The sequence below is a fragment of the Porphyromonas gingivicanis JCM 15907 genome, from assembly GCF_000614585.1.
In the GTDB taxonomy this organism is placed as follows: Bacteria; Bacteroidota; Bacteroidia; order Bacteroidales; family Porphyromonadaceae; genus Porphyromonas; species Porphyromonas gingivicanis.
Window position 1 is genome coordinate 235,853 of sequence record NZ_BAKX01000002.1, and the last position, 12,289, is coordinate 248,141.

A 12,289-nucleotide genomic window follows, 5' to 3' on the forward strand; every position below is an offset into this window, starting at 1 on the left:
GTTGTGTAGTGGTTGTTCTATGAGATGTTTACCTTTTAAGCACCTATCGATAAGTCTTGTTGGATTATGGGTTAGCCTCTTTTCGCTCTGTGCTCAGGGGGTGGATGTTAAGGCGACAGATAGCCTTCGTGCGCAATTTCTTTTTGAGCAAGGTATGATGGCACTCCATACCGACAAACCTTCTTTAGCTTATCACTTGCTTTCTAATTCCTTTTTTTACTCACCCTCTGCAGCCGCAGCACATGCTTTGGCAGAGCTTACACAAGGGCGCATATCGGCTCGTTCATATGCGTGGGCTCAAAAGGCATTTGAACTTTTGCCTTCTGAACAACGCTACATGCATACTTATGTAAATGCTTTGCTTCAAAAACAGGAGTGGAGAGAGGCAATAGAGGCACTTGAACGCTATCGGCTCTACGCTCCTACAGAGGTAGAGGCTGCAATGCTTCTTACCGAAATCTACATTGTGGCAGGTAAGGTCGACAAGGCGGAACAACTCTTCGAAAAAATGTCTCCCCACATGCAAGACACTCCCTACGAGGAGGTAATGCATCAGATACGTTTCAAGCTCTTGCAAGCTAAGGGGGCAGATCGTAAGGAGGTGCGTCTCTATGCAGAAGAGCTTTTGAAAAGTCAGATTAAAGAAAACCCCGAAAAATCTATTGAAGGACTGTCGCAACTTTTATCGCTTGGAGATACAGAGGGCGTAAGAGAGATTTTGAATCGTCTATCCGAAGAAGAGCGTTTTCTGCCTCCTTGTGCTTTGATAGCTACTTCTGCCTATATGATAGAGGGTCGCCGTACAGAGGCTTGTAATGAACTCTTACGCTTGATAGGTTCGAGGCAATTGTCGCCCGATGAGTTGCTTGCAGCCATTTTGCCCCTATTGCAGCAAGAGACATCAAAGGGAGTGCTTTTCAAAGAGTATAATCCTGTTTACGAAACTCTCCTAAGCCTTCATCCCGACAAGTATGATTTCCACGCTTCCTACGTACCACAGCTTTATGCGCAGGGCGATACAGAAGGGGCGGTGAAGTATCTTTATAAATTGACACAATTATTCCCTAAAGATCATCCAGAGATTTGGGGGGCACTTGTTGAGGAACGTCTTATGAAAGACGATATAGCAGGTGCTGAACATCTTATTGAAGAGGGATTACAACAGTACCCCAATGACCCTTCGCTCATTGTGTATAGGGGCTTGATTAGAACAGCAGAGGAGAAATATGATTTGGCAGAGCAGCTTTTCCAAAAAGCTCTTCAACTGACGCCCCCAGAGGAGCGTAGCACACGAGCAGAGATACTCTCGCATTTGGGAGATTTGTACTATGCGCAAGAAAGGGAAGAACAGGCTTTTGAGCATTACGAACAAGCTCTTGTCGAAGACCCCAAACAGGTTAATGTGTTGAACAACTATGCCTACTATTTAGCAATTAAAGGTATTGAACTCGAAAAGGCAGCACGTATGGCAGCACAAGCTGTAGCTCTCCAGCCCGAGGCTCCTTACATATTGGATACTTATGGGTATATTCTTTACCTTCAAAAAAATTATACATTGGCGGAAATTTACCTCCGCAAAGCGATAGAAAACAGTGCCGATAATCCCCAAAGTCGTTTTACCTATCTTATGCACCACTCGGTAGTACTGGAAGAGATGGGTAAGGTAGACGAAGCAATAGAGTGGCTTGAAAAAGAGTTGACTACTGCACCGAATGAAGAGATTAGGGTACGTATAGAGCATCTCAAAAAGTTACAAAGGTGAAAATAAAAGGAGCTTTACTATGCAGTCTTCTGCTCTTTGGGAGCTTTCTCTTAATGCTCTCTTCTTGTGGCACACGTCAAGAAGCCTTAGAGGCATCAGCTACGATAGCGGTACGTCCGAAGGAGTATTTGCGACAGTTTTCCGAAACTCGTGTAGAGCCTGTACCTTGGCAAGCCTCGGGTTCTTTGGCAATAGAAATTCCCAGTTTCTCAATAGATGTTCGCACGGATATATCATTTCATCCAGGATATGGCTTCTATTTTTCTTTCCGTCCCTTACTGTTTGCTGAAGTAGCGCGTATCTACATTTTGCCCGAAGAACTGATTGTTATAGACCGCTACAACGAGCGTTATTTCAGAACTTCTTATGATTATTTAAGTCAGCAACTTACCTTTCCCCTATCCTATTCTATTCTTGAGAGTTTGCTCTTGGGAGAAGCAGTACGTCCTTTTGAAAAGATAGGTTTTGCCGAAGAAGGAGAGGTTGAAGTGCATCCCTCCGATTGGCCTATATACCTACATTATCGCTTAAACGATCTTATCCGTCCACATCGAGCCGTAACAATGCCCCTTTACCGAGGAGTGCATGCCGTTATAGATTATGCTTCGTATGCCAGTCGTACACCCGGAGCATTGCCGACCGATGTTAAGATTCAGGTTTTTCGCCAAGGACATCGACAGGTAGCATTGCACTATGTGAGCCGTTCATTGCATCGAGAGGTTTCTGCAGCTGAACGTTTACGCCCCAACATTCCATTTGAGTACCGAGAGATGAGAACGGATGAGGTGGTTCGTTTACTTCGTAGTTTGTTTCAAGATTAGACCCTAAGTAGCATGAAATCTATTCTATATATCTTTCTCGCCATGATTTTGGCGTTATCTTCTATAACTTTATCAGCACAAACTAAGTCGAAAAAGGTGCAAAATCTCGAACGTCAGCGCAAGGCTGCTATGGAAGAGATACAGAAGACCAATAAGGAACTGAACAAGATTAGCAAGGATAAGTCCAAGAAGCAGAAAGAGGTCAATTTATTGAAGAAAAAGGTCGGTCAGCGTCAGAAAGTAATAAACCTCTTGGATGCCGAGATTAAAGCCCTCAATGGAGATATAGATTCGCTTCAACGGCAGGAAAAATACCTAAAAGGAGAAGAAGAGCTACGTAAAGAGGCTTATGCTCGCTCGGTAGTAGCATTACAACATAGGAAATCTACCACCGACCCTATGCTTTTTGTGCTTTCGTCAGAGGCCTTTGATCAGGCGGTAAGGCGAATGCGTTTTGTATCGCAATATGCGTTGGCTCATCAGCAGGCTTCCGCTCAATTGAAAGAGACTCGTTTGGCTTTAGAACAAACTCGTTTTTCTATCGAAGCGAACAGAAACAACAAATCGACCCTTTTGGTGCAACGAGAAAAGGAGTGCAATCTCTTACAACAAGAGCAGAAACAGCGCATCTCTGAGGTGCAACAGCTTCAAGGAAAGGAAAAAGACCTCAAAGCCCTTCGTCGTAAACAACAGCAACAAATAGCCACACTAAACAAAAAGATCGAGCAACAAATTGCTTTTGAAATAGCCGAAGCAGAGCGCAAGGCTCGTGAAGAACAAGAAAGACGGGCTCGAGAGGCTGCCGCACGAGGTGAGAAAGCCCCAATTGTCGAAGAGCGTAAGGCGGCTACCAAGGGAGGTTATCCAATGACCGCAGAGGAGCGCAAATTGGGAGGTAGTTTTGCACAAAACAAAGGTAACCTACCTGCTCCTGTTAATAACAATTACCAAATAGTTGGACGCTTCGGTGTGCAGCAACACAATCAATTAAGTAAAGTGCAGACCAACAATAATGGAATTGATTTAGAAGTCCCCAATGGCACCAGTGCGCGGGCTGTCTTTGATGGTGTTGTTACCTCTGTTTTTGTGATAGAAGGAGCTAAAGTGGCTGTCATTATTCGCCATGGTAACTACCTTACCGTTTATTCAAACATAACTAATGTGGTCGTAAAGAAGGGGCAGAAGGTCAAGGCGCACCAACCTTTGGGACGTGTAGCTGTAGACAGCTTTTCCAACAAAGCGATTCTAAACTTCCAAGTGTGGCACGAGCGCACCAAGCAAAACCCAAGTTCATGGATACGATAAAATTGATTCGCACCGAAGAGGGTATCTCTTTACCCAAAGGTGTGGCACTCGCAGGCCCCGTAGTTGCGACTATGGGAGTGTTTGATGGGGTGCACTTAGGACATAAATATCTAATCAATTGCCTTAAAAACGAGGCAAAAAAAGCAGGTCTTCATTCTGCTATTATTACTTTTGATCAACCCCCAATTGCGGTGGTTCGCCCCGATGTACCCTACGAAAAGCTCCATTCAGAAATAGAAAAATTGGAGCATCTTATGGCTACAGGGGTCGATTATGTTGTTGTTTTACCTTTCGATCCTCCTTTGGCAGCTCTCTCAGCAGAGGAGTTTTGCTCCAGTATATTGGCAAAGGTACTGAGGGTAAAAAAGCTTCTCATGGGGTATGATCATAATTTCGGACGTCCGCCACAAAAGGGAGCTCCTCGCACGGACTATCACACCATCGGTGCATGCTATGGTATAGAAATACTCCCCCAAGATCCTATCTATGACAAAGAGTTAGGATTGCCTTATAGTTCCAGTTCTGTGCGCAAGTTGTTGCGAGAAGGCTCTTTAACTACTGCCAATCGTTTCTTGGGATACCCTTACTGCCTAAGAGGTTCTGTAGTAGGAGGGTTGGGTTTAGGACGTAAGTTCGGCTATCCAACTGCCAATATCTCTTTAGAAGATAGTCACAAACTTATCCCTCCCCATGGTGTGTATGCTGTTTGGGTAACTATCGAGGGGCAACGCTATGGTGGTATGCTTTACATTGGCAGACGCCCCACTATTGCAGATGGACTTGAGGAGAGTATCGAGGTAAATATATTTGATTTTATGGGCAATCTTTATGATGCTAAACTTTCGATCGATTGATAGCCCATACAAGAGGAGAGATGCGTTTCGATACACACCAAGAATTAGTAGCTCAAATCGATAGAGACTTCGAGGAAGTACACATGATATTGACAACAGCAACCTGTTAAAAGAAAAGGAGAGTACAGTCTCAATAGATTTATCGGACATATTTTTTCAATCATACAGATAACGCCTACATTCGTGTGGGCGTTTTTCTTTAGAGGAGTTGTGAAAATTTCTTCTTAAACCTGACGTATATATGCCAAATTCATTGCATTGTTATCGACACTCAGGCACTCTCCGTTGCTTAGTGTAAGTAGGCAATTTCTTTGAAGGCAAAAGAGCGTTGTTCTCCTTTTTTGTCTCTCACTTGTAAGAATCCTTCTTCCGATACGGTCTCTATCTTTCCAAGAAACTCACCACCTAACTTCAAATCCTCGTAGATGTGCCAAGTCCCTTTTCGGTAGAGCAGTGAGCAGTACTCCGATAGTATTTCGCTCTTCCAATATTTCCCTTCCGCCCAAGGGAGTCTATCACTCAATCGTTTTAATAATTCCTCCCGAACTTCTTTTAGCGGGATCTCTTCTTTATTAATAAGTCGTAACGAAGTGGGGTTTGGGAGTATACTGGGGAAGCTATATTCATTGACATTCAATCCAATGCCAATTACCGAAAAGCGGACATAAAGCCCCTCAATGGAATGCCCGATGAGAATACCTGCAATTTTACAGTCGTTATAGTAGATATCGTTAGGCCATTTAATGAAAAGATTTTGGGGATAAGGAACATAATTTTGTAGCGTATCGATAATGCCCAATGCCGTTAGGATAGAGATGCGAAAACTTTGGTGAGGGCAGAGATAAGGATAGCGTACCAAGATGGAAGGGAGTAAATTTAAGCCTCTGGAGGAGTACCACGAATTACCACGTTGCCCTCGCCCTTGCGTTTGAAAGTCCGCGTCTATAAATGCACCTGATGGCAGAGTTTCATCACTCTCTGCCAGAGCAAAAAGGTGGGTATAGGTACTCTCTATAGAGGGCGAAGATGGTTGAATAGGATTAAAAATCAATGGCTTCATCATCTACGGATAAAAGCTGAGGATACTCTTTGATTAGATATTTGGGTAACTTCTTTACTACACAACAGTAGGAGTGCTTTATCAATTGCTCTACCAAAGCGGAGGGAATCTCTCTTTTTAGACGGATCCTGCTCCAATACTTCTTATTCAGATGAGGGGCTGGTATTACATTACTATCGTACCGCTCACGGATTTTTCTGGCTACCTCTTCTGTACTTTTCAAAGCGACACTTTCTTTTTCTTCATCTAACGGTATAATGGCAAATATCTTGCCCACTACCTTAAAAACGAGCGTTTGATCGTCAAAGGGAAAAGACTCTGTTGCTTCTGGGAGTGAGAGGCAAAACTCTCGTACTTGGATTATATCGGTCATCTTGCTAAATTTGCAGGAAAGTCTTACTACAATACATAGCAAAAGTAATGCAAAAACTCATCTTTGCTTCCAACAATGCTCATAAGATAGAGGAGGTAAGAAGTATCCTTTCTTCTCCATACGTTGTTGTTTCGCCCAAAGAAATAGGTGTAACGAGCGAGCCCGAAGAGAGTGCCGATACACTTGAGGGTAATGCTCTTATAAAAGTACGAGCACTCTACAAAATAGTGCAAGCCCCCTGCTTTGCTGATGATACGGGGTTGGAGGTAGAAGCGTTGAATGGTGCTCCCGGTGTGCGCTCAGCTCGCTATGCCTCTGCAGAGCATGATGATAAAGCAAATAGAAGATTGCTTCTCAAAGAATTGTCTTCTACTCCTTGTCCCCGTAAAGCTCGCTTTCGGACTGTAATTGCTTACATTGATGAGGCAGGGCAAGAACATCTTTTTGAGGGGGTTGTCAAGGGAGAAATCATAAAAGAAGAAAGAGGTAACTGTGGCTTTGGTTACGACTCTATTTTCGTGCCAATGGGAGCAACACAAACCTTTGCCGAAATGTGTGAGAGCGAGAAAAATAGCATAAGCCATCGGTATAAAGCAGTAGTGGCCCTCAAAGAGTTTTTAGATTCAAATACGGCGTCTGAAGTATGAAAAAGAGCTTTTTATTGCTGTCCCTCTTCTGTCTTGCGATAGCTTTTCGTCTTGAGGGGCAAAATTATCTATGGCAGTCCATTCTTTCCAAGAGTAGCTACTCACAAATCGAAGATACTCCCGAAGGGATTTTTGTAGTAGGCGATGGCTCTCTCTTTTTTGTGGATAAGAAGAACTACCCTAACAAAAATAAAGAACTTACTGAGGTCTCTTCCCTACTAATAGATCGTAAGATGGGGCTTTCAGACAGCCAAATCGCCTCGATACGTTATAGTAGAACCACATCTTCTCTCATTATTTACTACCTATCAGGCAATATTGACATCCTTAATTTGCAGGGTGAAGTGCGTAACGTGCCAGCTATCTATGAGAACTTGCGCCTTACGGACAAAACCATTTCTCATATCCTTCCCAATGAAGAAAAGACCTATCTGGTAGGAGGATTTGGGATATCCAAAATGGATCTTGCCCGTGGAGTCATCGATGCTACCTATTTCATCGGGAAAAAAGTACTTAACATAGCCTTTCGAGATACTTCGATATATGCCCTCCTTCCTGACAATAAACTCTATATAGGTAGTGAGAAAAATAACTTGCAAGACCCCTCTAATTGGAGATTGATAACACTCCCCACATCGGGAGCAGACTTTATTTCCTTGGCTCTTAACGGAGAGGAGTTGCTTTTGTTGGATAGCAAAGGAAGGCTTTACACCCTTGCCCTATCCTCCTTGGAGAGTGCCAATCTTCAACCTCTTTTCATCAAAGAAAAAGTAACCTCTATTGTTTCTACCTCTAATGCTCTTCTCATCATCGCAGAGCAAGAGCTTTCTCTAAGAGATAGAGAACAAAACAATCGAGTTTTAGTCTCCGAAGAAGCTCCTATTCTTAACCTTTCTAATAATGTAGAAGTAGAAACTTTTTGGTACAGCACCTCTCATTTTATCGCTGCTCTCTCTACAACAGGAGGTGCAGCAACGACGGTGCAAAAGTTACATCTCGACAAAAATGCTCCATGGGACAATAATTATTTCTACTCTCTCTTTGAAAACAATCGATTCTATACCGTCGGAGGAGGACGTGGCTCCGATAGACACTGGTTACCTGGAACGATTAAAATATTTGAAGACTCTCGTTGGACCAACATTACTCCACAAGATGTCTCTCCACAGAGTAATTCTTTCTTCAACGATATGGTATGTATAGCCATAGATCCAACAGATAAAAATCATTATATGGTTTCCTCTTGGGGCGAAGGTCTTTTCGAGTTTCGTAATAATGCCTACGTGGCGCATTATTCTATGCACAACTCTCCGCTCCATTCTGCCGCTCCCGACAAAGACTTCGCAGACCATCTTGTACGTGTGAGTAGTTTAGCTTTCGACAAGAAAGGGGGGCTTTGGATGGCACAAGGCTCAGTGAGAGAAAATATCCTCTATCGTACCAAAGAAGGGGAGTGGTACAAATATTATCACCCTACTCTTATTAATGTTAACTCCTTCGGAGAAACACATCTTATGAGCAATGGAGATGTATGGATTACCATTGCTCGTCGTGGCGATGCTCAAAAAGGAATACTCGTACTAAACAATGGAGGAACTCTCGATAATACGGGAGATGACAAGATGCTCTATATCCCTCAATTTATGGATAGAACTGGTAAAAGCATTGCCACGCAAACCATCTTCACACTGCAACAAGACCGCAATGGAATGCTTTGGTTAGGAACAGACAAAGGACCTTTGGTTGTTTCTAATCCTTTAGGCATACTACGTAATCCAAACGCTTCTCCTATTGCTTCTCGTCCAGTGGGTGGTAAAGAGCCCAACCTCTTCTATGTTTTGGATAATATCCCTATTGTAACTATTGCCGTAGACAACATTAACAATAAATGGATGGGAACTGACGGAGGGGGGCTTTATCTTCTAAGTGCCGATGGTACAGAGATTTTAGAACACTTCACCACCAGCAATAGTCCATTGCTTTCAGACAAAATCCGCACACTTAACCTTGACCCCAATTCGGGGCTTCTCTACATCACAACTCCCGTAGGACTCATGACCTACCAGACAGGTAATAGAGCATCTACCAAAGAGAGTATGTCTGCTATCCACGTATATCCTAATCCTGTACGCCCCGAAGACACCGACAAAGTTTCGATAACCGGGCTTACAGTGGGTATGGAGATAAAAGTAACGGACAGCTATGGCAACCTGCTACACTCCTCTATGGCTACGGGAACTGAGGTTTCTTTCCCTGCCCGACGCGCTTCTGGAGAGCGCTTTTCTTCTGGGATCTATGTCGTAATGATCTACGACCCCAAAACTAAGAATAGCGAATTGGTACGCTTTGCTGTAATTGAGTAATAACAAAACTTAGTATAAACCATTTTTTTATGAAGAAACAAACGATTGCCATTGCCTTGGCACTCTTTTCGTCTATGGCAACTTCCTCTTTGTGGGGACAAACAGCAGGCAAAGGAGGTTTAGATGAAAAAGCCCTTCAAACAATCCGTCAAGGATTTCAAAACACTCCTTCTGAAAGAGCCTTGCGCAATGCTATCTTGGTAAATGGAATGACTTTTACCAATGGAAGCAACACTATCAAACCCGATGGACGTTTTTCTCATCGTGTAAAGAGTAAGGGAGTTACAGACCAACAGAAGAGCGGTCGTTGCTGGCTCTTTACAGGGCTAAATGTCTTAAGAGCCGACCTTATCAACCAGCACAAAACAGGAGAGTTCTTCTTCTCACATAACTACTCCTTCTTTTGGGATCAGTTAGAGAAATCAAACCTCTTTCTACAAGGTATTATAGATACACGAAGTAAGGCTATCGACGAGCGTACTGTAGCATGGCTCTTTGCTCATCCAATAAATGATGGAGGGCAGTTTACAGGTGTTTCGGATAACCTTATTAAGTATGGAGTAGTACCTGCTGAAGTAATGCCTGAGACAGTTAATAGTAATAATACTAACAAACTTTCTGCTACTATCGCTAAGTTATTGCGCCAGGCTGGTATACGTTTGCGCGAAGCAGCTGCTAAGGGAGCTTCTGAGAAGCAGTTGGAAAAGCAAAAAATAGAGGTTTTACAGTCTATCTATCGCCTATTAGTACTTAATTTGGGAGAGCCTCCTACGAAGTTTACCTATACATTGAAAGATGCAGAAGGTAACCCTATCAGTACCAAAGAATACACGCCCCAAAGTTTTTACCAAGAGTTTGTGGGTAGAGACCTTAGAGATGAGTATGTAATGCTTATGAATGACCCTTCTCGTCCTTTCTACAAAACTTATCAAATCGAGTATGACCGCCATCTTTACGATGGTAAGAATTGGACATATATAAACCTCCCTATAGAAGACCTCAAAGCTATGGCCATAGCCTCCATTAAGGATAATACTATGATGTACTATTCTTGTGATGTGGGTAAAGAGTTGGACAGTAAGAATGGTATCCTTAGTCTCAACTACAATGACTATGAAGCAGTATTAGGAGTACCTTTTACAATGAGTAAAAAGGAGCGTATACAGTCTGGTGACAGTGGCTCTACGCATGCTATGACACTTGTAGCTGTAGACTTGGATGCTAACGGAAAGCCTCTAAAATGGTTGGTAGAAAATAGTTGGGGTAGCACCTCTGGATACCAAGGACACTTGATTATTACCGATGAGTGGTTTGATGCTTACACTTTCCGCATTGTAGTAGAAAAGAAATATCTCAATGATACAGCTAAGGGACTTTTGAATCAAAAGGCTACCATGTTGCCACCTTGGGATCCTATGTTCCGTTCAGAGGAGTAATTTTCTTCCACGAACATAATACAAAAATGCCTTAAAGAAAGCAATTGAATAATTTATTAGATGTTAGCAAGAGTACTTCCTAAGAGGGAAAAATCTTTTGCTAACATCTTTTTTGAATTCATAATGTATGTCTTTTGACTAAGAAAAAGAGAGTTAATCCTCTCTTTCTAAAAAGAATAATAATCAAAAACTCCCTTCCAAACTTTTGTCTGAAAGGGAGTTTTTCACTCTTTTGAGCCTCTTGTCGGATTCGAACCAACGACCCCGAGATTACAAATCACGTGCTCTGGCCAACTGAGCTAAAGAGGCATACAGGTGAGCAACCTACATCGCACCGCTACGACCTACTACCCTTGCTGCGATCAAGCCCTGGGGGATTCACAGGGAGCTGGTCGTGTAGGACTCACCCGAGTGCAAAAGTACTACTTTTTTTGATATCTGCAATATCTTCTTTCAAAAAAGGCTCTCTTTTTTATTTATGAACGGATAATACCATTGGCTACAAAGACTTTATGTAACGCATTTATAGCGAAGTCCAACTGTTCCTTGGTGTGGGTAGCCATCAGACTGAAGCGAATGAGCGTATCTTCGGGGGGAACTGCAGGAGAAACTACAGGGTTTACAAAGACCCCCTCTTGGAAAAGATCGCGCGTTATGCAGAAAGTAGCCTCATTGTTTCGGATGAAAAGGGGGATAATAGGCGTAGAAGTATTGCCTATTTCGAATCCTAATGAACGGAAGCGGTCAAGGGCATAATGGGTAAGTTCCCAAAGACGTTCGAAACGTTCAGGTTCAGAAAGCATAATATCCAAAGCTGCATTGGCAGCTGCTGTAGAAGCAGGTGTACAACTGGCACTAAAGATATAACTGCGAGCATGGTGACGAAGGTAGTTGATAAGCACTTTGTCGCCTGCCACGAAACCTCCAAGTGAAGCAAACGATTTGCTGAATGTACCCATAATAAGGTCTACATCTTGACTAAGTCCATAGTGATGGCAAACCCCTCGTCCACAGTCGCCCAGCACTCCTATACCATGTGCCTCATCGACCATCAAAGTTGCTTTGTATTTCTTAGCCAAACGTACTATTTCGGGTAGATTACAAATATCTCCCTCCATAGAAAAGACGCCATCTACAACAATGAGGATTATTTTACCTGGAGTACATTGCTTTAATCGACGCTCCAAAGAAGCCATATCATTGTGTTTATACTTGAGCTTAGTACTATAAGTCAAACGCATTCCCTCAATGATAGAAGCGTGGTTAAGCTCATCCCAAATGATATAATCCTCTCTCCCCGTAAGGATAGAAACCACCCCTAAGTTTACCTGAAAACCTGTCGAGAAGATAATTGCATCGTCTTTACCTAAAAACTCAGCCAATCTTTTCTCTAAAGCGATATGACTGTCTAAAGTTCCATTTAAGAAACGGCTACCAGCACATCCAGTACCATATTTTTCGGTAGCCTCGATGGCTGCTTTCTTAAGAATAGGATGGTTTGTAAGCCCTAAATAGGAGTTAGAGCCAAACATAAGCACCTTACGCCCATCAATAATCACTTCCGTGTCTTGTTCGGACTCTATCTTACGGAAATAGGGGTATATCCCCATAGCTTGAGCTTCTTGAGGGGCCGTATAGGAGGCCAATTTTTCTTGGAGTATTTTCATA

10 protein-coding genes and 1 tRNA gene are annotated in these 12,289 nt (G+C 42.9%); 7 read left to right on the forward strand and 4 right to left on the reverse strand.

Annotation, left to right across the window (positions count from 1 at the left end; translation table 11 throughout):
- The first annotated feature begins 19 nt into the window (after positions 1 to 19).
- Genes JCM15907_RS03140 through ribF form a run of 4 tightly spaced genes read left to right on the forward strand, consistent with a single transcriptional unit; the run spans position 20 to position 4,742 of the window.
- Positions 20 to 1,762: a tetratricopeptide repeat protein gene (locus JCM15907_RS03140; protein WP_025842683.1), complete on the forward strand. Its 1,743-nt coding sequence runs from the start codon at positions 20 to 22 to the stop codon at positions 1,760 to 1,762.
- Positions 1,759 to 2,583, forward strand: coding sequence for a lipoprotein insertase outer membrane protein LolB1 (lolB1, locus tag JCM15907_RS03145; protein WP_025842684.1), 825 nt, complete (start codon positions 1,759 to 1,761; stop codon positions 2,581 to 2,583). The genes JCM15907_RS03140 and lolB1 overlap by 4 nt, the downstream gene beginning before the upstream one ends.
- 42 nt (positions 2,584 to 2,625) lie before the next feature.
- On the forward strand, positions 2,626 to 3,888 hold the full coding sequence (locus JCM15907_RS03150; RefSeq protein ID WP_242396785.1) for a murein hydrolase activator EnvC family protein: 1,263 nt from the start codon (positions 2,626 to 2,628) through the stop codon (positions 3,886 to 3,888).
- On the forward strand, positions 3,876 to 4,742 hold the full coding sequence (ribF, locus tag JCM15907_RS10460) for a riboflavin biosynthesis protein RibF (protein ID WP_051522352.1): 867 nt from the start codon (positions 3,876 to 3,878) through the stop codon (positions 4,740 to 4,742). The genes JCM15907_RS03150 and ribF overlap by 13 nt, the downstream gene beginning before the upstream one ends.
- 289 nt (positions 4,743 to 5,031) lie before the next feature.
- On the opposite strand, the gene JCM15907_RS03160 is transcribed toward ribF, so the two are convergent.
- Together JCM15907_RS03160 and JCM15907_RS03165 are read right to left on the reverse strand one after the other, a co-directional pair.
- Positions 5,032 to 5,802 (reverse strand): biotin--[acetyl-CoA-carboxylase] ligase, encoded by a 771-nt coding sequence (locus JCM15907_RS03160; protein ID WP_025842686.1) that lies wholly within the window; start codon positions 5,800 to 5,802, stop codon positions 5,032 to 5,034.
- Complete coding sequence (locus JCM15907_RS03165; protein ID WP_025842687.1) at positions 5,783 to 6,175, reverse strand: MmcQ/YjbR family DNA-binding protein; 393 nt, start codon at positions 6,173 to 6,175, stop codon at positions 5,783 to 5,785. The genes JCM15907_RS03160 and JCM15907_RS03165 overlap by 20 nt, the downstream gene beginning before the upstream one ends.
- A gap of 47 nt (positions 6,176 to 6,222) precedes the next feature.
- Here JCM15907_RS03165 and rdgB point away from each other — a divergent pair, with 47 nt between their 5' ends.
- Genes rdgB through JCM15907_RS03180 form a run of 3 tightly spaced genes read left to right on the forward strand, consistent with a single transcriptional unit; the run spans position 6,223 to position 10,621 of the window.
- Complete coding sequence (gene rdgB / locus JCM15907_RS03170) at positions 6,223 to 6,822, forward strand: RdgB/HAM1 family non-canonical purine NTP pyrophosphatase (protein WP_025842688.1); 600 nt, start codon at positions 6,223 to 6,225, stop codon at positions 6,820 to 6,822.
- Positions 6,819 to 9,185, forward strand: coding sequence for a type IX secretion system anionic LPS delivery protein PorZ (gene porZ / locus JCM15907_RS03175; protein WP_025842689.1), 2,367 nt, complete (start codon positions 6,819 to 6,821; stop codon positions 9,183 to 9,185). Before rdgB ends, porZ begins: the two co-directional genes overlap by 4 nt.
- A 29-nt stretch (positions 9,186 to 9,214) precedes the next feature.
- On the forward strand, positions 9,215 to 10,621 hold the full coding sequence (locus JCM15907_RS03180; protein ID WP_025842690.1) for a C1 family peptidase: 1,407 nt from the start codon (positions 9,215 to 9,217) through the stop codon (positions 10,619 to 10,621).
- A gap of 235 nt (positions 10,622 to 10,856) precedes the next feature.
- Here JCM15907_RS03180 and JCM15907_RS03185 read toward each other — a convergent pair.
- Both JCM15907_RS03185 and spt read right to left on the reverse strand, forming a co-directional pair.
- Positions 10,857 to 10,930: transfer RNA gene (locus JCM15907_RS03185), tRNA-Thr, on the reverse strand.
- 167 nt (positions 10,931 to 11,097) lie between these two features.
- Entirely contained in the window at positions 11,098 to 12,288 is a 1,191-nt protein-coding gene (spt, locus tag JCM15907_RS03190) for a serine palmitoyltransferase (protein WP_025842691.1), read from the reverse strand.
- Position 12,289: the final 1 nt, after the last annotated feature.

Excerpts from the sequence above, each read along its gene's own strand:
- JCM15907_RS03140 (WP_025842683.1), top strand. The coding sequence starts at position 20 with ATGAGATGTTTACCTTTTAAGCACCTATCGATAAGTCTTGTTGGATTA.
- JCM15907_RS03150 (WP_242396785.1), top strand. The coding sequence starts at position 2,626 with ATGATTTTGGCGTTATCTTCTATAACTTTATCAGCACAAACTAAGTCG.
- ribF (WP_051522352.1), top strand. The coding sequence starts at position 3,876 with ATGGATACGATAAAATTGATTCGCACCGAAGAGGGTATCTCTTTACCC.
- JCM15907_RS03160 (WP_025842686.1), bottom strand. The coding sequence starts at position 5,802 with ATGAAGCCATTGATTTTTAATCCTATTCAACCATCTTCGCCCTCTATA.
- JCM15907_RS03165 (WP_025842687.1), bottom strand. The coding sequence starts at position 6,175 with ATGACCGATATAATCCAAGTACGAGAGTTTTGCCTCTCACTCCCAGAA.
- rdgB (WP_025842688.1), top strand. The coding sequence starts at position 6,223 with ATGCAAAAACTCATCTTTGCTTCCAACAATGCTCATAAGATAGAGGAG.
- porZ (WP_025842689.1), top strand. The coding sequence starts at position 6,819 with ATGAAAAAGAGCTTTTTATTGCTGTCCCTCTTCTGTCTTGCGATAGCT.
- JCM15907_RS03180 (WP_025842690.1), top strand. The coding sequence starts at position 9,215 with ATGAAGAAACAAACGATTGCCATTGCCTTGGCACTCTTTTCGTCTATG.
- spt (WP_025842691.1), bottom strand. The coding sequence starts at position 12,288 with ATGAAAATACTCCAAGAAAAATTGGCCTCCTATACGGCCCCTCAAGAA.